18 protein-coding genes are annotated in these 21,101 nt (G+C 71.1%); 9 read left to right on the top strand and 9 right to left on the bottom strand.

Going from position 1 to position 21,101, the window contains the following annotated elements:
* Nucleotides 1–44: 44 nt before the first annotated feature.
* Nucleotides 45–1,553: an SPFH domain-containing protein gene (locus tag AB0D28_RS04445; protein WP_357382125.1), complete on the bottom strand. Its 1,509-nt coding sequence runs from the start codon at nucleotides 1,551–1,553 to the stop codon at nucleotides 45–47.
* 25 nt (nucleotides 1,554–1,578) lie between these two features.
* Nucleotides 1,579–2,121, bottom strand: coding sequence for a hypothetical protein (locus AB0D28_RS04440; protein ID WP_357382123.1), 543 nt, complete (start codon nucleotides 2,119–2,121; stop codon nucleotides 1,579–1,581).
* A gap of 81 nt (nucleotides 2,122–2,202) precedes the next feature.
* On the opposite strand from AB0D28_RS04440, the gene AB0D28_RS04435 reads away from it, so the two are divergent.
* Complete coding sequence (locus AB0D28_RS04435) at nucleotides 2,203–2,682, top strand: methylated-DNA--[protein]-cysteine S-methyltransferase (protein ID WP_357382121.1); 480 nt, start codon at nucleotides 2,203–2,205, stop codon at nucleotides 2,680–2,682.
* A 65-nt stretch (nucleotides 2,683–2,747) separates the two neighbouring features.
* On the opposite strand, the gene AB0D28_RS04430 is transcribed toward AB0D28_RS04435, so the two are convergent.
* A complete protein-coding gene (locus tag AB0D28_RS04430; RefSeq protein ID WP_030499482.1) occupies nucleotides 2,748–3,827 on the bottom strand; it encodes an inositol-3-phosphate synthase in 1,080 nt (359 codons plus the stop codon).
* Nucleotides 3,828–3,850: 23 nt separating this feature from the next.
* Complete coding sequence (locus tag AB0D28_RS04425; RefSeq protein WP_357382118.1) at nucleotides 3,851–4,489, bottom strand: PadR family transcriptional regulator; 639 nt, start codon at nucleotides 4,487–4,489, stop codon at nucleotides 3,851–3,853.
* Nucleotides 4,490–4,665: 176 nt separating this feature from the next.
* Between AB0D28_RS04425 and AB0D28_RS04420 the strand changes: the two genes are divergently transcribed.
* From AB0D28_RS04420 to AB0D28_RS04410, 3 genes are all read left to right on the top strand, one after another.
* Complete coding sequence (locus tag AB0D28_RS04420) at nucleotides 4,666–5,112, top strand: DUF5318 domain-containing protein (RefSeq protein ID WP_357382116.1); 447 nt, start codon at nucleotides 4,666–4,668, stop codon at nucleotides 5,110–5,112.
* Nucleotides 5,113–5,306: 194 nt separating this feature from the next.
* On the top strand, nucleotides 5,307–8,111 hold the full coding sequence (locus tag AB0D28_RS04415) for a transglycosylase domain-containing protein (protein WP_357382114.1): 2,805 nt from the start codon (nucleotides 5,307–5,309) through the stop codon (nucleotides 8,109–8,111).
* A 119-nt stretch (nucleotides 8,112–8,230) separates the two neighbouring features.
* Nucleotides 8,231–9,787: a glycosyltransferase 87 family protein gene (locus AB0D28_RS04410; RefSeq protein ID WP_357382112.1), complete on the top strand. Its 1,557-nt coding sequence runs from the start codon at nucleotides 8,231–8,233 to the stop codon at nucleotides 9,785–9,787.
* 21 nt (nucleotides 9,788–9,808) lie between these two features.
* On the opposite strand, the gene AB0D28_RS04405 is transcribed toward AB0D28_RS04410, so the two are convergent.
* Complete coding sequence (locus AB0D28_RS04405; RefSeq protein WP_357382110.1) at nucleotides 9,809–11,863, bottom strand: hypothetical protein; 2,055 nt, start codon at nucleotides 11,861–11,863, stop codon at nucleotides 9,809–9,811.
* The gene (locus tag AB0D28_RS04400; protein WP_357382108.1) at nucleotides 11,860–12,642 is read right to left on the bottom strand and encodes a deoxyribonuclease IV; all 783 of its coding nucleotides are present in this window, start codon (nucleotides 12,640–12,642) and stop codon (nucleotides 11,860–11,862) included. Before AB0D28_RS04400 ends, AB0D28_RS04405 begins: the two co-directional genes overlap by 4 nt.
* Nucleotides 12,643–13,269: 627 nt before the next feature.
* Here AB0D28_RS04400 and rpsF point away from each other — a divergent pair.
* From rpsF to rplI, 4 genes are all read left to right on the top strand, one after another.
* On the top strand, nucleotides 13,270–13,560 hold the full coding sequence (rpsF, locus tag AB0D28_RS04395; RefSeq protein WP_013289357.1) for a 30S ribosomal protein S6: 291 nt from the start codon (nucleotides 13,270–13,272) through the stop codon (nucleotides 13,558–13,560).
* A gap of 80 nt (nucleotides 13,561–13,640) precedes the next feature.
* Nucleotides 13,641–14,171, top strand: a complete 531-nt coding sequence (locus AB0D28_RS04390) for a single-stranded DNA-binding protein (RefSeq protein WP_281588989.1) — start codon at nucleotides 13,641–13,643, stop codon at nucleotides 14,169–14,171.
* Between the two features lie 41 nt (nucleotides 14,172–14,212).
* Complete coding sequence (rpsR, locus tag AB0D28_RS04385; RefSeq protein WP_007073789.1) at nucleotides 14,213–14,452, top strand: 30S ribosomal protein S18; 240 nt, start codon at nucleotides 14,213–14,215, stop codon at nucleotides 14,450–14,452.
* Nucleotides 14,453–14,466: 14 nt separating this feature from the next.
* Nucleotides 14,467–14,913 (top strand): 50S ribosomal protein L9, encoded by a 447-nt coding sequence (gene rplI / locus AB0D28_RS04380; protein WP_357382105.1) that lies wholly within the window; start codon nucleotides 14,467–14,469, stop codon nucleotides 14,911–14,913.
* Between the two features lie 94 nt (nucleotides 14,914–15,007).
* Here the strand turns inward: rplI and AB0D28_RS04375 are convergent, their stop codons facing one another.
* Nucleotides 15,008–16,705 (bottom strand): hypothetical protein, encoded by a 1,698-nt coding sequence (locus AB0D28_RS04375; RefSeq protein WP_357382103.1) that lies wholly within the window; start codon nucleotides 16,703–16,705, stop codon nucleotides 15,008–15,010.
* Nucleotides 16,706–17,102: 397 nt separating this feature from the next.
* Here AB0D28_RS04375 and dnaB point away from each other — a divergent pair, with 397 nt between their 5' ends.
* Nucleotides 17,103–19,922 carry a replicative DNA helicase gene (dnaB, locus tag AB0D28_RS04370; protein ID WP_357382101.1) on the top strand — a complete coding sequence of 940 codons (2,820 nt, stop codon included), beginning with the start codon at nucleotides 17,103–17,105 and terminating at the stop codon, nucleotides 19,920–19,922.
* Between the two features lie 6 nt (nucleotides 19,923–19,928).
* On the opposite strand, the gene AB0D28_RS04365 is transcribed toward dnaB, so the two are convergent.
* Nucleotides 19,929–20,609, bottom strand: coding sequence for a maleylpyruvate isomerase N-terminal domain-containing protein (locus tag AB0D28_RS04365; RefSeq protein ID WP_357382099.1), 681 nt, complete (start codon nucleotides 20,607–20,609; stop codon nucleotides 19,929–19,931).
* 94 nt (nucleotides 20,610–20,703) lie between these two features.
* Complete coding sequence (locus AB0D28_RS04360; protein ID WP_357382097.1) at nucleotides 20,704–21,096, bottom strand: zf-TFIIB domain-containing protein; 393 nt, start codon at nucleotides 21,094–21,096, stop codon at nucleotides 20,704–20,706.
* Nucleotides 21,097–21,101: the final 5 nt, after the last annotated feature.

The following is a 21,101-nucleotide window of genomic DNA, read 5'->3' as shown; positions in this document are numbered from 1 at the left end:
GACGCCCGCCGGCTCCCCGAGGGGAACCGGCGGGCGTCGTCGTGTCACTGGGTGACGGTGCTGCCGTCCACGGTGGCCTTGCCGTTGGGCTGCGCGCTGCTGCCCAGCCGCGCCAGCAGACCGGCCAGGTCGATGCCGGTCAGGTCGCTGCCGAGCTGGAGACCCTGGGCGACGTTGCCGGCCACGGACTTGGTCAGCGACGACGCGCCGTCGGTGGAGATCACTGTCATCTTGTCGATCGCGCCGATCGGGGCGCTGGCCGCGCCGACCACCTCGGGCAGCACCTTGACCAGCAGGTCCAGCACGGCTGCCTCGCCGTACGCGGCGAACGCCTCGGCCTTGCGGGCCATCGCGTCGGCCTCGGCCTGACCCTTCGCCAGGATGGCGGCCGCCTCGGCCTGGCCCTCCCGCTCGACCGCCTCGGCGATCGCGGAACGACGGCGCTGCTCCGCCTCGCCCTCCTTGGCGCCCTCGATCGCGTTCGCCTCGGCCAGCGCGGCCCGGCGGGCCCGCTCGCCCTCACCGGTGAGGCGGGCCTGCTCGGCGGAGGCCTGCGCGGCGGCGATGGTGGCCTGGCGCTGCGCGTCGGCGTTGAGCACCGCCGCGTTGCGGGCCGCCTCGGCCTCCTGCTCGACCTTGTACCGGGCGGCGTCGGCCGGCTTGCGGACCTCGGTGTCGAGCTGGCGCTGCTTCAGCTCGGCGTTGCGCTCGGCAACCTTCTGCTGCTCGGAGAGGATCGCCTGGTCCCGCTCGGCCTGCGCGAGCGGCCCGGCCGCGGCCGACTTCGCCTTCGCCGCGTCGATCTCGGCCTGGATGCCGGCCTGCTTGAGCGACAGGTTCCGGTTCGCCTCGGCGATCGCCTCCTCGGCGAGCAGCCGCTCCTGCTCGGCCTGCTGGCGGGCCCGCGCCTCGGCGATGGCCGCGTCCTTGAGCACCCGGGCGGCCTCCGGCCGGCCCAGGTCCTGGAGGTAGGAGCCCTCGGCCAGGATGTCCTGGAGCTGGAACGTGTCGAGCACCAGACCCTGGTTGGTCATCGAGTGCTCGGCCTCCTCGGCCACCGCGCTGGCGAATGCCGCCCGGTCCCGGATGATCTCCTCGACGGTGAGCCGCCCGACGATCGAGCGGAGCGCGCCGGCGAGCACCTCGCGGGTGAAGTTGTCGATCTCCTCCTGCTGGTTCAGGAAGCGCTGGGCGGCGGCACGGATCGCGTCCTCGGTGCCACCCACCTTGACGATCGCGACGCCGTGCAGCTCGGTGCGGATGCCCTGCTTGCTCACCGCGCCGCGGATGCTGACGTCGATCCGGCGGCTGGACAGGTCGAGCGACTGGAGCTTCTGCACCACCGGCAGGACGAACACCGAGGCGCCGAGCACGACCTTCTGCCCGGACATGTCGGTGGCCCGGCCGCCGTCGGCGGTCTGGGTGGTGCGGCCCTTGCGGCCGGTGACGATGAACGCCTGGTTCGGCCCGGCCACCTTGATCCGGGACAACACGAAGAGGACGAGGACGACGGCGAGGAGGACCGCGCCGCCGATGGCGACGAGCAGGGGCATGGATGATCCCGTCTGTGTGGTGGTGTCAGTAGGTCTCGACGTGCACGCTGGTCTCGCTCAGTGCTTCGACCACGAAGATCTGGGCGCCGACCGGGATCGCCTGGTCGGCACGGGCGTTGAGTTTCACCGGCTGGCCGGCGAGGCGTACCCGCACCTCCCCGTAGCCGCCGCTGGGGATCGGCGTCACCACCAGCCCGATCGCGCCGGCGAGGTGGTCGCGGGTGGGGGTGGCGTCGGTGCGCATGTTGCGGGCCGCGCGGCTCAGCCGCGCCGCCAGCCACGCGGTGGGCACGGCGGCCAGCGCGCCGCCGGCCACCGCCGCCGCGATCATTCCGGGGGTACGTCCGCCGAGCAGCTCGTTGACGATCGCGCCGCCGAAACCGAACGCCCCGGTGAACCCGGCGGCCGCCTCCAGCGACACCGGCCCGTCGACGTCCGGCTGGCCGAGGTGGAGCACTCCCGAGCCGAGCAGGGCGAGGGTCAGCACGCCGACCCCGATCCCGCCGATGATCAGGAAGATGAGCGTCCCGGTGGCCATGACCTGCACAGTATCGACGCCGTGCAACATCGACTTCGCTCAGCGGTCGTCCGGTCCGCCTCCGGAGAGCCGGTCGCGGGGGATGTCGGCGTGGGCGGGACAATGGGTGGCATGCGCTGGACCGTGCTCGACTCGCCGATCGGGGAGTTCTCCGTCGGCACCGACGGCGACGCGGTGCGCGGCGCGCACTTCGGCCGGGTGGACGGGGCGGCCGACGACCCCGGCGACGCGGTGGCCCGGCTGGCGGTGGCGGAGCTGCGGGCGTACTTCGCCGGTGAGCTGACCGGGTTCACAGTGCCGGTGTCGGCCCCGCGCGGCTCGGAGTTCGAGCGCGCGGTCTGGCGGGAGATGACCCGCATCCCCTACGGCGAGACGAAGACCTACGGCGAGGTGGCGAAGGCGGTCGGCGATCCCGGCGGCGCCCGGGCGGTCGGGGTGGCCTGCAACCGCAATCCGGTGCCGGTGATCGTGCCCTGTCACCGGATCGTCGGCGCGGGCGGCAAGCTCGTCGGCTTCGGCGGGGGACTGCCGCGCAAGGTGACGCTGCTGGAGCTGGAGGCGTCCGTGGCGCTGCGGCGCGCCTGGTCCTGACGTACGAGAAGAAGGAAGGCCGGGTCCGCGCGGACCCGGCCTTCCTTCTTCTGCTTCTCGGCGCGTCAGCGCTCGATCTCGCCGGCGATGAACGCCTCGACGGCGGCGTGCGCGTCGTGGTCGGCGTACTGCTCCGGCGGGGACTTCATGAAGTACGAGGAGGCGGAGAGGATCGGGCCGCCGATCTTGCGGTCCAGCGCGATCTTCGCGGCGCGGACGGCGTCGATGATGACACCGGCCGAGTTCGGCGAGTCCCACACCTCGAGCTTCAGCTCCGCGTTGAGCGGGGTGTCACCGAAGGAGCGCCCCTCCAGGCGGATGTACGCCCACTTGCGGTCGTCCAGCCACGGCACGTGGTCGGACGGGCCGATGTGCACGTCGCTCTTCTGCATCTCGTGCGGGATCTGCGAGGTCACCGACTGGGTCTTCGAGATCTTCTTCGAGACCAGGCGGTTGCGCTCCAGCATGTTCATGAAGTCCATGTTGCCGCCGAAGTTGAGCTGGTACGTGCGCAGCAGCTCGACCCCGCGGTCCTCGAAGAGCTTCGCCAGGGCGCGGTGCACGATGGTGGCACCGACCTGGCTCTTGATGTCGTCGCCGACGATCGGCAGGCCGGCGTCGGTGAACTTCTTCGCCCACTCCGGGTCGGAGGCGATGAAGACCGGCAGGGCGTTCACGAACGCGCAGCCGGCGTCGATCGCGGCCTGGGCGTAGAACTTGTCGGCCTCCTCGGAACCCACCGGGAGGTAGGAGACGACCACGTCGACCTGGGCGTCGCGCAGCGCCTGCGCCACGTCGACCGGCTTGGCGTCCGACTCCTCGACGATTTCGCGGTAGTACTGGCCGAGACCGTCGAAGGTCGGGCCGCGCTGCACGGTGACGCCGGTCGGCGGCACGTCGCAGAGCTTGATCGTGTTGTTCTCGCTGGCGACGATCGCCTCCGCGAGGTCCATGCCCACCTTCTTGGCGTCCACGTCGAACGCCGCGACGAACTTCACGTCCGAGACGTGGTAGTCGCCGAAGGTGACGTGCATGAGACCCGGGACGCGGTCGTTCGGGTCGGCGTTCCGGTAGTACTCCACGCCCTGTACGAGGGACGAGGCGCAGTTACCCACACCGACGATGGCGACGCGGACGGAGCCCATAGCGTCTGCCTCCTTCTTCTTCATCACGGCCGCTCTTTCCTGGACGTTCCAGGCGTGGGCGGGCTGTCGTTGTCTCCTCGGCCACCGGCCGTCCCGGGTCGCGGGTCGGCGGGGGCCCGGCCGGAGCGCTCGTTGGCGATGAGCTCCTCCAGCCAGCGGACCTCGCGCTCACAGGCGTCGAGCCCGTGGCGTTGCAGTTCCAGGGTGTACGCGTCGAGCCGCTCGGCTGCCCGGCCGAGCACGTCACGAAGGCCTTCGCGACGCTCCTCGATCTTGCGGCGACGACCTTCCAGGATCCGGAGCCGGGTGGCCTGGTCGGTCCGGGCGAAGAACGCGAAGTGCACGCCGAAGCCCGTGTCGTCGTACGTCTCGGGTCCAGCCTGCGCTATGAGCTGGGCGAAGCGTTCCTTGCCCTCCGCGGTAATGGTGTAGACCACCCGACCGCGTCGGCTGGTCAGCGCGGGAACCTCCTCGGCGGTCGCGGGTGCCTCAGCGGCCTCGGTGATCCATCCGGCCGCCTGTAGCCGGCGCAGGGTCGGATAGAGCGAGCCGTAGCTGATCGCCGCCCGGATGGCCCCGAGTTTGGCGGTCAGCTCCTTGCGCAGCTCGTAGCCGTGCATCGGCGCCTCCTGCAGGAGGCCGAGGATGGCGAGCTCGAGCACGGGCCGTCCCCTCTTTCCCCCCTGCGCGGACCACTAACCACCGCGATGTATCGGACCGATACATCGCACGTTAGCGGAGAGGTGAGGGTGGGGCAAACCCCCTGCTTACGCGACGCGGCCGTCACACCTCGTGACCATGGTCGCCTGGGTTCGCCGGAGCGCGTACCCTTTGCCGCATGCGTACGCAGCGCCAGGTCGTCGACTACTCGCTTCAGAAGCGGGCTGTGCTGCGTGAACTGCTCGCCGGGCGGGTCGGCACGTACGACGTCTGCGACGCCTCGCCGTACCTGAAGAACGCTGCTCGTTTCCACGGCGAGCCGACCGACCACCGCTGCCCGATCTGCCGCAGCGAGAACCTGATCCACGTCCACTACATTTACGGTGACGAACTCAAGCAGTCGGCCGGCCAGGCGCGTACCCGGGCCGAGTTGCCCGTCCTGGCCATGACGCTGCGTGAGTTCCAGGTGTTCGTGGTGGAGGTCTGCCCCGGCTGTGACTGGAACCATCTCGTCGAGCAGTTCCTGCTCGGACGGGACGGTCTCACGGGCGAGGCGGAGGACGCGGACGACTCGGTCGCGGCCAACGGCTCCACCCCTCGGCGAAGGCGAGAGGCGCAACGGTGAACGCGGCTGTCCCGATCGCTGCCGGCCCATTCCCCGGGCGGCAGGAGCGACAGCCCTTAAGCGTAATTGGTCCGAATAGGTCGGATTTGGCGGGCGCGCGCCGGTATCACCGGCGGGTAGCGTCCCGTGTTCCAGCTCACGGCAACCCGGTGGCGGCGCCCCCGCGTCCCACCGCGACCGGCAGGGTGTGAGGAATGAACTACGGCGATCCCAGTTCTTCGCGTGCGCGAGCCCAGATCCCGGGCCCGGACGGCGACCCCGGTTCCGACAGGAGCCGGGGCGGGAACGGTTGGTCCGGCGCTGCGGACGGCGGCGCCTCGGCGCGAGCCTCCGTGACACCGTACGGCGCGGGCGGCCGGGCCCCGGTCGGCGGCGTCGCTCCGGCGCCACGCGGAGCGTCCGGATCGGCCTCGGTCGGCCGGGCCGGCGCGGGCCGCGCCTCGGTACCGGTGTCGCCGGCACCGGGCGGGCGCGCGGGCGCCGGTCGTGCGTCTGTGCCGGTCTCACCGGCCGCTCCGGCCGGGCGTGCCTCGGTGGGCGCGGCGAGCGTGGGCGCGGCCGCCGTCGGCGGGCGGGCAGGCGTGGGCGGGCGCGCGAGCGTCGGCGCCGCGGCGGTCGGAGGCCGTGCCCGGGTGCCCGGCCCCTCCGGTGGCGGTCCCGGTGGTCCCGGTGGTCCGACCGGCCCCGGCCGGGGTGGCCGCGGTGAGGACCCGGCGCGCGCCAAGAAGCGCCGCCGGATCAACATCCTGATCGCCGGCTTCGCCGTGTTCATCATGCTCGCCGGCATCGGCGTGGTGAGCTTCACCTGGTACTCCACCAAGGTGGTGCTCCCGGAGGACACCATCCCGCCGCTGTCCACCACCATCTACGACTCGAGCGGCAAAGAGGCCATCGCCCGGATCGGCGACCAGAACCGGCAGCTCGTCACCATCGACCAGATCCCGGAGCACGTCCAGCACGCCGTCGCCGCGGCGGAGGACCGGAACTTCTACCGGCACTCCGGTGTGGACTACAAGGGCATCGCCCGGGCCGCGTGGAACAACCTCACCGGCGGCGACAAGCAGGGCGCCTCGACCATCACCCAGCAGTACGCGCGCAACGCGTTCGAGAACCTGAACCAGGACACGTACGGCCGCAAGGTGAAGGAGGCGATCCTCGCCTCCAAGCTGAACGACAAGTACGACAAGCGCGTGATCATGCAGCACTACCTGAACGTCATCTACTTCGGCCGCGGCGCGTACGGCATCCAGGCGGCGTCGCAGACGTACTTCAAGAAGAACGCCAAGGACCTGAACGTGGCCGAGGCCGCGGTGCTGGCCGCCCTGATCAAGCAGCCGGAGCCGAGCGCCACCCACCAGGGCTACGACCCGGCGATCAACCAGACGGCCGCGCTGGACCGGTGGAACTACGTGATCAACGGCATGATCACCGAGAAGTGGCTCGATGCGCCGAACATGCCGCCGCACCCCACCGAGTACCCGAAGAACATCGCGAAGCCGTCGAAGAACAGCGGCGGCGGATTCGGCATCGACACCCCGTACGGCAACGTCGTCAACTACGTTTCGCAGGAACTGCGCGAGATGAAGCTCTGCACCGACAACGAGGCCGAGGTGACCGAGAAGAAGCCGCTCTGCGCCAAGGCGCTGAGCCGGGGTGGTTACAAGATCACCACGACGATCAACAAGAAGATGCAGGAGGCGGCGCTCGCCGCGGCACAGCGGGCCAAGAAGGGCTCCGAACTCGCCGGCCAGCCGTCGAACCTGATGGCCGCCGTGGTGGCGATCGACCCGAAGACCGGGCGTGTGCTCGCCTACTACGGCGGCGACAACGGCACCGGCACCGACTACGCCGGGAAGAACGTGGACAACGGCGTCGTCAGCGGTGGCCACTCACCGGGCTCGAGCTTCAAGATCTACACGCTCGCCGCGGCGCTGAAGGAAGGCATCTCGATCAAGTCCCGCTGGAAGGGCTCGGCATTCACCCCGAAGGACACCAAGTTCAAGGTCAGCAACGCCGGCGCGGACAAGGTCTCCTGTGGTGACTCCTGCACGCTCGAACTGTCGACGCTCAAGTCGCTGAACGTGCCGTTCTACTACATCACCGAGAAGATCGGCCCGGACAAGGTGCTCGACATGGCCAAGCAGGCCGGCGTCACCACCATGTGGCAGACCGACACCAACCCGGCCAAGGCGCACGACCTGACCAAGGCGGACCCGAAGGACCTGGCGCCGTCGCCGTTCTTCCACGTTATCGGCTACGGCCAGTACCCGATCACCGTGCTCGACCACGCCAACGGCGTGGCCACCTTCGCCAACCAGGGCGTTTACCACAAGGCGCACTTCATTCGCAAGGTGGAGAAGCAGAATCCGGTCACCGGCAAGTGGGACACGGTCGGCGGGGAGAAGCTCAAGGGGCAACAGCGGATCGACAAGGACGTCGTCGCCGACGTGACGTCCGTGCTGAAGCAGTACCCGGGCCAGATCAACAAGCGCCTCGAAGAGGGCCGGCAGGTCGCCGAGAAGACCGGTACCTGGGAACTCAACGACAAGACGTCAAGCAACGGCGACGCCTGGATGATCGGCTACACACCGCAGCTCGCCACCGCCGTCTGGGTCGGCAACAAGGCCGACCGCAAGGCGATCAAATACAAGGACGGCCGGGACATCAGCGGTGCCCGGATGCCGGGTGACATCTTCCAGCGCTTCATGAACGACGCGCTCAAGGGCAAGGACAAGGAAGAGTTCCCGCCCGCGGCCAACGTCGGCGAGGACGACACCGGCAACGGCGAGGCCCCGGCGCCGCCCCCGAACGAGCCCGGCCAGCCTGGCCAGAACTGCGACCCGCTGGGCCTGTTCTGCCCCGGGGGCACGCCCGGCGGCGGCAACCCGGGCGGTGGCAACAACCCCGGCGGCGGGCTCCCCGGCGGCGGTGGACGTCCCGGCGGCGGCGGTGGCGGCGGCGGGCTGCTACCGAGCACTCCACCGGCACGACAGAACTGACGCGTACCACCCGACGGCGGCGGCCGGACCTCGGTCCGGCCGCCGCCGCGTTTCGCGTACCGGAATTTCTCCGCGCGCGACGGGACGGCGACCCCCGGTGTACGGCAGGATGCGTCTTCATGAGCACCCAGTCGCCCGCAGGCATCGATGAGCCCGGCGCGTCCGAGGCGGCGCCACGATCCGCAGAGACGGTCGACCACCCGTCCCGCTCGGACTGGTTCGTCCGCGGTGCCTCCGGTCTGATCGGCGGGCCACTCGGCGACCACGCCGCCGCCCTGGACCGGCCCGCCGACCGCGAGAGCCGGTTCTGGACCGCCGGCCGGATCGTGCTGGCGCTCGTCTGCCTCACGCTGGCCCTGCACTGGGTGCAGAAGTCGCCCTGCCAGGACGGCGCCTGGCAGAACAACGTCCAGTACACCCGGATGTGCTACACCGACGTGCTGGCGCTCTACTACGCCGAAGGGCTCAACGAGGGCAAGGTGCCCTACGCCGACCACCCGGTGGAGTACCCGGTGCTGACCGGCTACTTCATGGGCGCCCTCGGCCTGCCGGTGCACGCCCTCGGCAGCGACAACCCCGCCATCAACCAGGGTCAGTGGTTCTACAACCTGAACGCGCTGGTGCTCGGCGCGCTCGCCGTCGCCACCGTCGCCGTGATCCTCAGCCTGCGCCGACGACGACCCTGGGACGCCGCCCTGTTCGCGCTCTCCCCGGCGCTAGTGCTCACCGCCACCGTCAACTGGGACCTGCTCGCCATCGGCCTGGCCGCGTTCGGTCTGCTGGCCTGGGCACGCGCCCGACCCGACCGGTACGGGATGCTGCTGCCCGCAGTGGCCGGAGTCCTCATCGGACTGGGCGGTGCGGCGAAGATGTGGCCGCTGTTCCTCCTCGGGCCGATCCTGGTGCTCGCGTTGCGCGCCGGCAAGCTGCTGGCCGGGCTCGTCGCCACGACGACCGCCCTGGTGACGCTCGTGGCCGTGAACCTGCCGGTGGCGATCCCCTACCGGGAGAACTGGGAACGCTTCTTCGACCTGAACACCACGCGCCCGATCGACTGGGGCACGCTCTGGTACATCGGCCGCTACCTGGACGGCCGGATCAGCCCGTCCTCGCCCGGCGAACTCGGGCCGTTCGAGTGGCTGAACGCCAACATCCCCACCCTCAACTGGCTGTCGTACCTGCTCTTCGGACTGGCCTGCCTCGGCGTGGCCGGGCTGGCGCTGCTCGCGCCGCGCCGCCCTCGCCTGGCCCAGCTCGCCTTCCTGGTGGTCGCCGCGTTCCTCATCTTCAGCAAGGTGTGGTCCCAGCAGTTCGTGCTCTGGCTGCTGCCCCTCGCGGTGCTCGCCCGGCCGCGCTGGGGCGCGTTCCTGGCCTGGCAGATCGCCGAGGTCTGCTACTTCGCCGCGTTCTACGGCGAACTGCTCGGCACCGCCATGTCCCGGCCGGTCTTCCCCGAGGGCGTCTTCGTGCTGGCGTCGAGCCTGCGACTGATCACCGTCGTGGTGCTCTGCGGGTTCGTGATCCGGGACGTCCTGCGACCCGAACTGGACGTCGTCCGGCACACCTACGCCGACGACCCGGACGGCGGGGTGCTCGACGGCGCCCCCGACGCGCCCTGGCATCAGCGGTGGCGGGCGCGTGCCGCCGAACGATCCGACCAACCCGTCCCGGTGTGACCGAGACGGTCGTGTTCCGGTCTACAGCCGGAACACGACCGCCTCGCCGTGCTGCTCGCGGGTCACTCCCGGCGTGTCGACCGGCCGGTCGAGCATCCCCTCCCACGGGGTGCCCGCCAGTTCGTCGCGCAACACGACCACGTTCTTCACGCCGATCTGCCGCAGGTAGTCGACGCTCGCGTAGTCCGGGAAGCTCACAGTCGCCTCCCGGATCTGCGCCTGGGAGCGCGGCGTGAAGCCACTGCCGCCGTTGACCATCGGCTGGAACCGGTCGGTCGACCAGAGCATCACCGGCTGGTCCAGGTTCTGGCTGCTCGGCAGCACCAGCATCGGGCCGTCCACAGTGCGCAGCGCCGCCGGCTGCCGCGGCACCACCGGCTGCGGCGTGGCGTTCAGCCCTTCGACGAGCACCAGCGCCAACGGCAGCAGCGTGGCCAGGCGCAGCCACGGGCCCGGCCACGGCGGCACCCGCTCGGCGGCCAGCTCGCGTACCCGCATGCAGAACGCGGTGACCGCGCCCGCCGCGAGCAGGCCCAGCAGCAGCGTGGCCCAGAGCATCATCCGGCCCGGCGTCCGCAGCCCGCTCCAGCCCGGCAGGTAGTCGAACAACGGCACGTAGGTGAACCGGCCGCCGAAGAACCGCGTTCCCATGGCCAGCGCCATCGTCACGAGCACCCCGGCGAGCAGGAAGATCCGGTGCCGGACCCGCCAGACCGAGAAGAACAGGCCACCGGCGGCGAGCGCGTAGAGCGCGAAGCCCGGCAGCAGCGTCATCTCCGGATGCCAGGGCAGCACGGCGCGGGCGCCCTCGTGCAGCCCGCCCCAGACGCGCGACTCGGCCGGCGCGGTGAAGAACCCGCTCGCGGGTGGTGAGTAGAGCCCGATGTCGCCGAGTGTCCGCTCCGCGTTCGGGTGCAGCTCGGCGACCTTGAAGTAGGGCACCGCCAGCGCCGCGCCCACCGCGGCGAAGGCGAGCCCGCCGAACACGTCCGCCAGGAACAGCCGCCGGCCGAACGGACGCCTCACCCGGCGCCGCCGTACGAACCACAGCACCACCGAGACCAGCACGGCCCCGGCCAGCATGTACGCGAACGGCAGCCCGATGCCGAAGCCGAGGCTGAGCTGCCACGCGGCCACCAGCCACCCGGCGAGCGCCCAGCCCGCGTGCCGGCGACGCGGCCGGTAGCCGTACCGCAGCGACCAGCCGTGACCCCGGGCCAGCATGGCCAGTGCCAGCGGGATGCCCCCGTTGGAGATGATGTGCAGGTGTCCCGCCTGGGCCAGCAGCCACGGCGCGTAGGCGAAGCTCGCCCCGGCCACCGCACCGCCGATGCGGCCCGCGCCGAGCTGCCGGGCCAGCGCGTACGCGCCGAACGCGGCGAGCGCGTGGGCCAGCACGAACATGATGTTGTAGCGCAGCACGGCGTGCTCCGGGCCGACCCCGATCAGGCCGGCCGGGGCGTACCCGAGGAGCGTGTCGGAGAACGCGAAGCTCCAGTTCTCCGGATAGAACGCGTTGGCGTGCCACAGCATCGCCGGGTCGGTACGCAGGATGTGCCCGGACCACGCCATCTGCCACGCCTGCAGGCTCGGGTCCCAGTAGTCCTGCGGCAGCGTGTGCCGCGGATAGCGCAGCGTGGGCCACGTCATCGCCGCGGCCAGCGCGAGCGCGGCGACGGCGGCGAGCGTCCACTCGTGCGCCAGGAAGCGGCCGACCGCGCGGATCGCCCGGCGTGGCCGGCCGAGCACCGGCTCCGGCGCCGGCCCGAACGCGGACCAGGGGTCGGTGGGCTTGTCGCCGTCCGTACCCGCTGTGTTCTCGTCCCCGGCGTCGGCACTCTCGCCGTCATCGGCGGTGCCGGCGTCGCCGTCGTCCGGCCGGGCGTCGTCCCTGTCGGCGGCGGCCCCGTCCCGGACCCCGGCGGTCTTGTCGGCCCCGGCGGTTTCCGTGTCGGCCTCGCCGGGCAGGGCTGCCCCGGCCGTGTCATCCGGCCGGTCCGGCGCGTTCGTGCCGTCGTCCGGCCGGTTCTCGGCGCGGGACCGGCGGCCGGTCGTGCCGGACTGCTCGGTCGTCACGCCGTCGCGCCCAACTGCCCCCGCAGGAACGCGATGTCGGCGGCCTGGCCCTCGACGCCGCCGGGGGTCTCCACGATCACCGGTGCGCCGGCCGCGCGGATCACCGCCACCAGCAGTTCCGGGTCGATGGTGCCGCCGGTGAGGTTGTCGTGCCGGTCCTGGCCGGAGTTGAACGCGCCCTTGGAGTTGTTCGCGTGGATCAGGTCGATCCGGCCGGTGATCGCCTTCACCCGGTCGACCAGGCCCAGCAGTTCCTCGCCGCCCGCGTACGCGTGGCAGGTGTCCAGGCAGAAGCCGACCTCGTAGTCGCCGAGCGCGTCCCAGAGCCGGGCCAGGGAGTCGAGGTGCCGGGCACAGGCGTTGTCACCGCCGGCGGTGTTCTCGATCAGCACCGGCAGCGGGAAGCCGCCGGAGTCCGCCGCGTACGCGAAGGTCTTGCGCCAGTTGTCGAAGCCGACGGCGACGTCGTGGCCGGCGTTGACGTGGCCGCCGTGCACGATCAGCCCGCTGGCCCCGACGTCGGCCGCCGCGGCGGCGTGGGCGAGCAGCAGCTTGCGGCTGGGGATGCGGATGCGGTTGTTGAGCGTGGCTACGTTGATCACGTACGGCGCGTGCACGTAGAGGTCGACGTCGGCGGAGCGCAGGCGCTCGGCGTCCTCGCGTGGCTTCGGGGCCTTCCAGCCCTGCGGGTCGGCCAGGAAGAACTGGACCGCCTCGGCCTGCCGTGCGGTCGCCTCGGCCAGCGGGTCGGTCGGATCGACGTGGGCTCCGATTCGCATGCTGGGCAGCCTACGTCGCGCCTGCGACGGTCGGCGCGCTCGCGCGGGGTGCCCGGCGGGTCGGACGCGTCACCACCGGGCCCGGCGGTCGTTGTCCGAGATGGGATCGATGGTCGACGCTCCGCCCGAACGTGGTCCACAGCACGTACGGGCGAGGGTGGACCCCCGGCAACGGGACGCCCCGCCGTGCGGCCCGGCGCGACGGGGCGGGATCCGCTCGTCATTCCGGTACGGGAGACCAGCAGTCGGACCAATTCTTCCATTTACCCCAAGTGGTGACGAGAGCCATTGTATGGTCAGACCAGGTGACAACACGATAAAGCTCCGCGGGGCGTCTTCGATCCAACCTCATCGGTGTGGTCGTTCCTCCCCAGGTCCCACCCAAGGAATGCGGACGGGACGCCCCGCGGTCTCGTGGACAGGGGTCCACCTCTCATCCGGAGGTGGACCCCTGTCACGCATCCGGCGCACCGGGGCCACCGGCCCGGCCATGATCGTCCGGACCGGCTATCCTGGTGCGGTTGTCCGTGTCCGGCCGGGTTCCCCCGGCACCGGCCGCGGCAGCGACGCACGACCTCCTGCCACGGAAGGACCGTGGCCGCTTAGCCCACAGGAGGTGAGCACGTCTTGCGTCATTACGAAGTAATGGTGATCCTCGACCCCAGCCTCGAGGAGCGCACCGTCGCCCCGTCGCTCGACACGTACCTGAACGTGATCCGGACCGCGGGTGGCTCGGTGGAGAAGACCGACGTGTGGGGCCGCCGGCGCCTCGCGTACGAGATCAACAAGAAGGCCGAGGGCATCTACGCCGTCATCGACCTCCAGGCGACGCCGGAGGCCGTTGGCGAGCTGGACCGTCAGCTCCGACTCAACGAGTCGGTGCTGCGCACCAAGGTCATCCGTCCGGAGATGCGCTGAGCATCTAGACCCGGCACGTCCGGATCAAGCCTCATCCACGCTGTCGTACGGCTCTGAGAGCCTGTACGGCACAACGATGAGTGCGCGAGGAGATGGTCATGGCAGGAGACACCACCATCACGGTCATCGGCAACCTGACCGATGACCCCGAGTTGCGATTCACCCCCTCCGGCGCGGCGGTCGCCAAGTTCCGGGTCGCTTCGACGCCCCGCTTCATGGATAAGGCCTCCGGCGAGTGGAAGGACGGCGAGCCGCTGTTCCTCTCGTGCACGGTCTGGCGCCAGGCCGCCGAGAACGTCGCCGAGTCGCTGCAGCGCGGCGCTCGCGTGATCGTGTCCGGCCGGCTGCGTCAGCGGTCGTACGAGACCCGTGAGGGTGAGAAGCGCACCGTCATCGAGCTGGAGGTCGACGAGATCGGCCCGTCGCTGCGCTACGCCACGGCGAAGGTGCAGAAGATGTCCCGCTCCGGTGGCGGTGGCGGCGGCTTCGGTGGTGGTGGCGGCCAGGGTGGCGGCGGAGGCAACTTCGACGACCCCTGGGCCTCTGCTGCCCCTGCCCCCTCCCGCAGTGGTTCGGGCGGCGGAAACTTCGACGAGGAGCCCCCGTTCTGATGGCGCCGAGCGCCCGCGATCGCAAACCAGGAGCAAGAGCAATGGCGAAGGCTGCGGCACTGCGCAAGCCGAAGAAGAAGGTGAACCCGCTCGACAAGGACGGGATCACCTATATCGATTACAAGGACACCGCGCTGCTGCGCAAGTTCATCTCCGACCGCGGCAAGATCCGCGCTCGGCGGGTGACCGGCGTGACCTCGCAGCAGCAGCGGCAGATCGCCCGTGCGGTCAAGAACGCCCGTGAGATGGCGCTCCTGCCCTACACGGCCACGGCCCGCTGAGAGGAGGCACGGACATGAAGATCATCCTGACTCAGGAGGTGTCCGGCCTCGGCTCTCCGGGCGACATCGTCGAGGTGAAGGACGGCTTCGGCCGTAACTACCTGCTGCCGCAGGGCTTCGCGATCGCCTGGACCAAGGGCGCGGAGAAGCAGGTCACGGTCATCAAGCGGGCCCGCTCGGCCCGCGAGATCCGCGACCTCGGCCACGCCACCGAGGTGAAGACCCAGGTCGAGGGCCTGAAGGTCAACCTGAAGGCCCGCGCCGGCGACGGCGGCCGGCTCTTCGGCTCGGTCACCCCGGCCGAGATCGTCGACGCCGTCAAGGCCGCCGGCGGCCCGACCCTGGACCGCCGCCGGCTGGAGATGCCCGGCCACATCAAGGCGCTCGGCTCCTACCCGGTCAGCATCCGGCTGCACCCCGAGGTGACCGCCAAGTTCGACCTGAACGTGGTCAAGGGCTGACACCCGAAGCACGACGTGAAAGGCCCGCACCGCTTGCCGGTGCGGGCCTTTCAGCATCCCCGGCGCTCGGCCGGAGTCGCTCGACGCAAGCCGCTCAACCGAGCGGCTTGCCCGTCACCGCGCTGATCACGACCGTGGACAGCCCACCACCCACCACGGCGGCCGCCAGCGCCACCGTGGCCGACCGCCACGTCGTCCCGACCTGCCGCAACAACACCGCCACCACCAGACTGCTCACCATCGCCAACCCGAACCGCGGTGCCGCCGACAGCAACGACTCCAGCGCGTGCGCGCGCGGGGAATCACAGCCGCCACCGGTGATGTCCGTGACGCACCCCGCCGGAGGCTGACCACTCAGGAGCAGCAGACCGACCACCAGCAGCACCGCCGGCACCAGATAACACGCCGCCGTGTAGACCAGCGGACGCAACGGGCCACCCGGATCCGGATCCAGCAGGTCGTCTTCCAGCCGCCGGCCCCACGAACCGCCGCCGATCGTCTCCACCCGCCGCCGCAACGTCGACGGCGCCGGCTCCACCGGGCGACGACGAGGCGCGGTACGCGGACGCGGTGCCGAGTACGCCACCGCAGGTGAACGCGGGGCCGTCGACGGCGTCTCCATCCAGCGCGGATCGTCACCCGAGAGGCGGGTACCCGACCAGAACGCCTCGGCCCGCTCCGGCGACGCCCAGCCCTCCCGCACCGGCGGCACCGAACGGTCCCACGGATCGGCATCCGCGTACCGGTCGTCGGTGTCCCGCACCGGCTCCATGAAACCCGTGTCGGTGAACCGGTCCCACTCACCGGTGTGCTCGGTACGGTCCCACCGGCTCTCCGCCCGGCCCCGGCCGCTCGCGGGCACCGGCCGGTCCCAGGCATGCAGCCCGGACGCGTCCCACGGATCCACAGCGGGCGGGTCCACCGGCTCACGCCCGGCCGCCCGGCGACGCTGCCACGGATCCGCCGCCGGCCGCGACCGGGCCGACTCCGGCTCCGCCGCCTTCGCGGACGCCGCCGTCCGTCCCCAGGTGGCCTCCGGCTCCGCCGCCTTCGCGGTCTCCGTCGCCCGTCCCCAGGTGGCCTCCCGCTCCGCGGCCCTCGACGGCGACCAGCCCGCATCCGGCGCCGCCGGCCACTCGGCATCCGACGCCGACGGGGACCACGCGCCATCCGAAGCCGCCGACCGCGACCAGGCGGAGTCCGACCCCGCTGGCGGCGGCCAGGAGGAACCCGACGCCGGCCGGCGCCGCCGACCCGTCGGCAGCCCACCCTCCGGCCCGGCCGGCCCTTCGCCCGAACCCGCCGGCTCCGGCAGCCCCGACCAGGTCACCTGCGGCCGGCGCGTCGCCGCGCGACGCGGACGACTCCGGGGCACCGCCCCCGACACCGGCTCGTCGTCCTGGTCCGCCCGCCGGTTACCCACGTACCCCCGCTCCTGCGGGGCGTCCATCGTCCACTCGGCGGTGTGATCCGACAGTGGACCCGCACCGATCGCGCGCAGATCCCGCCGGGCACTTCCCGAGGTGGGCGGCTCCACCTCGTCGTCGTCCGGCGCGGCATGCCGCCCGCCGCCGTCCGCGCGACTCACCCCGGATTCCAGCGCCCACCGCGGAAGGTACGTCTCCACCGGCTCGTCCTGGCCACGCTCGATCGCCCGCCGCCGGCTCGCCGTGCGGTAGCCCTCCGGCGCGTACGAGTCGACCCGGCGCGGCCCGGCGGGCTCGTCCCAGGAACCGCTCGGCCGTCGCTCGCGCGGGCTGTCCTCTCCGCTTGCCCAGTCCCGGTGTCTCACGGCCGGAGCGTGACCTCTCTCAACCCGAAAGTAAACCCGCTGTCCCAGGTGTCGCCGTTCGCAGCGATAGTACGGGACGAACGACGACAAAGCTCGACCGGAAATCTTCCGTCCACAGGGTGGGGATAGGAAAAGCCCAGGTCAGAGGCGATACGCCCAGAATTCCCCATCACTTTTCCACACCCCTGTGCACACCCTGCGCACATGCCTGTCCCCAGGCGTCCACAGGTTGTCCCAAGGCTCATCCACCGGCCTTGTTGAGCGGCTGACCTCGGGTTCCGTATCGTTGGCCCCCGACCGCCGGGCGATGACCCCCGATCGACCGGAGGGTCGGCGCAGAGTTGTCATACCCCGGCGATAGAGCTGGACTCGATCCGACGCAGCGAGGGGGGAACCCGTGTCGGTCACCGACGAGACGCGTGCGGAACGGACCGGGGGACAATCGCCCGAGCCACCGCCGCGCGAATCTGCGTTCGAAAAGACACCACCCCAGGACGTCGCCGCCGAGCAGTGCGTACTCGGCGGCATGCTGCTGTCCAAGGACGCCATCGCCGACGTCGTGGAGATCCTGAAGACAAACGACTTCTACCGCCCGGTCCACGCCACCATCTTCGACGCGATCCTCGACATCTACGGACGCGGCGAACCGGCCGACCCGATCACCGTGGCGGCCGCGCTCGCCGACTCCGGCGACCTCGCCCGGATCGGCGGTGCCCCCTACCTGCACACGCTCATCGCGAGCGTGCCCACTGCCGCGAACGCCGCCTACTACGCCCGCATCGTCGGCGAACGGGCAGTGCTCCGCCGGCTGGTCGAGGCCGGCACCCGGATCGTGCAGCTCGGCTACGGCACCGGCCCGAGCGGCAGCCGCGACGTGGACGACATCGTCGACCTCGCTCAGCAGGCCGTCTACGAGATCACCGAGAAGCGCGTCAGCGAGGACTTCGCCGTCCTGGCCGACATGCTCCAGCCGACGCTCGACGAGATCGAGGCGGTCGGCGCCCAGGGCGGGGTGATGACGGGCGTGCCGACCGGGTTCACCGACCTCGACCGCCTGCTCAACGGCCTGCACGCCGGCCAGCTCATCATCGTGGCCGGCCGGCCTGGTCTCGGTAAGGCGCTCGCACTCGACACCCCGCTGCCCACCCCGCAGGGCTGGACAACCATGGGTGAGGTGCGCGTCGGTGAGCAGCTCCTCGCCGCGGACGGCACCCCGACGACGATCACCAACGTCTTCGACGTGATGTACGACCGCCCCTGCTACGAGGTCGAGTTCTCCGACGGAAGCGTCATCGTGGCGGACGCCGAGCACCTGTGGAAGACCAACACCCGCGCCGGCCGACGCCAGCCGGAGGCACGCCGGCGGCACCACTGGGCCGAGCCGGCGTTGGCGAAGGTACGGGCGGCCGAGGCGACCGCATCCGCCGAACCGCACCGCCTGGTCACTCTCGCGGAAACCCTGGAACAGGTCGGCCCGGAATTCCGCAACGTGCTTCACACGGTGGCGCAGACGGTGGGTTCCAACGGCAAGGTCGCCCGCCCGGTGACCCGGGCCGGCAAGACACGCAACTGGACGGCTCCGGGCTACCCGGTGGGCGCGTTGATCTCCGGCCTCGGTGCACGCGCGGAACGACCGGTGAACGCCGGCAGCCGCGCCGAGCATGACGGGATCGTCACGACGGCGCAGATCGCGGCCACGCTTCGTACCGAGACGGCCGACCGCCGTCTCAACCACGCCGTGCGGAACTGCGCACCGCTCCGACTTCCGGAACGCGACCTGGCCGTCCCGCCGTACACCCTCGGGGTGTGGCTCGGCGACGGGCACACCGGGGCCAGCCGCTTCACCACCGCGGACGCGGAGATGCTCGACCTCGTGGCCCAGGACGGCTTCCTGGTGCGCCCGAGCGGGCCCATGGTCTACAGCGTGCATCTGCCCACGTCGGCCAGGACGGCGGACCGCACCTGCGTCGACTGCGGCGGCTCCACCCGTGCCCTGCGGGAGAACCCCGGAACCCGCCGCTGCGCCGAGTGCTACGAACGGAACGGTTCCTTCCTGGCCCTGCTCCGCGAAGTCGGGGTGGCCTACGACAAGCACATTCCGGACGACTATCTACGCGCCTCCGAGACCCAGCGCCGGGCGTTGCTCGCCGGTCTCATGGACACCGACGGCACGGTGGCGCCGACCGGGAACCTGCGGTACACGTCCACCTCGCGGCGTTTGATCGACGGCGTACGGGAACTCGTCGTCAGCCTGGGCTATCGGTGCACCATGACCGAGCGCAAGGTGCGCGGCCGTACCGAGGAATCGTCGATCGCGTACACGCTGAACTTCTCCACGCCGGACCCGGTCTTCCGGCTGGACCGGAAGCGGACCGCCCATGCGGCCCGGCGCCGGACGCTCTCGGACGTCCGCTCCCACTCGCGTTTCATCGTGGACGTCCGTCCGGTGCCGAGCGTTCCGGTGCGCTGTGTGACTGTCGACAATCCCGACCATCTGTATCTGGCGGGCCGCTCGATGATCCCGACGCACAACAGCACGGCGAGTATGGACTTCGCCCGAAATGCGGCTATCCGCGCCAACCAGGCGTCGGCGATCTTTTCGCTGGAGATGAGCAAGGTCGAGATCGTCATGCGACTCCTCTCGGCCGAGGCGCGCGTACCGCTGCACGTGCTGCGCAGCGGGCAGCTCTCCGACGACGACTGGACCAAGCTGGCCCGCTGCATGGGCGAGATCAGCGAGGCGCCGCTCTTCGTCGACGACACGCCGAGCATGAACCTCATGGAGATCCGGGCGAAGGCGCGGCGGCTCAAGCAGAAGCACGACCTGAAGCTGATCGTCGTCGACTATCTCCAGCTGATGACCTCGCCGAAGCGCACCGAAAGCCGGCAGCAGGAGGTCGCGGACCTGTCCCGTGGCCTGAAGCTGCTGGCCAAGGAGGTCGAGTGCCCGGTGATCGCCGTGAGTCAGCTGAACCGTGGTCCCGAGCAGCGCACTGACAAGCGGCCGCAATTGTCCGACTTGCGGGAATCCGGGTCTATTGAGCAAGATGCAGACGTTGTCATTCTTTTGCACCGAGATGACTACTATGACAAGGAGTCGCCGCGAGCGGGCGAGGCGGACTTCATCATCGCCAAGCACAGAAACGGGCCCACCGACACCGTGACGGTCGCGGCGCAGCTCCACCTGTCGCGCTTCGTGGACATGGCGATCGTCTGACCGGCGTCAGCCGAGCAGCGGGAACCAGCCGGCGGCCTCGCCCAGCTCCAGCCGGTCCCGGTCGGTGAGCGGCACCCGTCCCGCCGCCTTCAGCAGGTATTCGTGGTCGTCCCAGCCGGCCGGACGCACCGCGTCGTCACTGAGCAGGCCGTCCATGGTGGTCGCCGCGACCCGCGTCGGGTCCGCCGCCGGTCGCGGCGCGTCCGGCAGGTCCACCACCAGGTCCAGGTGATGGATGACCGCCTCGGTGGTCAGGGTGGCGAGCAGATGGGGTACGCGCAGCACGTGGCCCTGCGTGGTCACGTACCCGTCGGGGTCGGCTGCGGTCGCCGCGCGGACGGCGGCGGGTGCGGTGTCGGTCCAGAGGCGGACCACGCCGGTGGGCCGGTCGAAGGCGACGGCGGAGCGGCGTGCCCACCAGGCGTGCCCGGCGCTCGCGTCGTCGTCGCCGGGGGTGAAGGCGCGCCAGTAGCTGACGTCGTCCACGTCGGCCGGTCCGGGTGCGGGGCTGGCCAGGGCGACGAGTGCGCGCTGGGCGTCGCAGAGCACGTGGAAGAGCAGGTCGGCGACGAGCCAGCCGCGGCACCGGGTGGGCCGTTGCAGGCCGGCGTCGTCGAGCGGGGTGACCACGGCGGTGATGCCGTCGTACGCCTGGGCCAGCGCCTCGTGCTGCCGGATCGGGCTCATGCCGAGCAGCCTGCCACGGTGTGGCAGGCGCGGCACGGCGACGAGCGCGCCGGGTCGATGCGGTGCACCGGCCCGGCGTGCGTGTGGTCGGCGGTCAGTCGAACAGTTCGCCGAGGAAGCCGTGCTTCTTCTTGCGCCGGTAGTGGCCGTGGTAGCCGTAGTGCTGCTGCTGACCGTGGCCGTACGCGGGCTGCGCGTAGCCGTGGCCGGGCGGCGGCGGAGGGGGCGGGGGGACGGCGCCGTAGCCGGGCTGGTGCGGCGCGGCGGCGGGCGGGGGCGGGGGCGGTGGGTAGCCGGCACCGGTCGGCGCGGTCTGCTGCGGAGCGCCGCCGTGCTGCCGGTTCCAGTTGGCCTCGGCGTCGAACAGCTTCTCCAGCTCGCCGCGGTCGAGGAAGATGCCGCGGCATTCGCCGCACTGGTCGATGACTACTCCGCTGCGCTCGTACTGGCGCATTTCTCCCCGGCACTTGGGACAGGTCATCTGCATGACAA

Origin of the sequence: Micromonospora sp. NPDC048169 (assembly GCF_040652815.1) — a bacterium.
Lineage (GTDB): Bacteria > Actinomycetota > Actinomycetes > Mycobacteriales > Micromonosporaceae > Micromonospora.
This window is presented reverse-complemented; position numbering and strand designations above follow the sequence as displayed.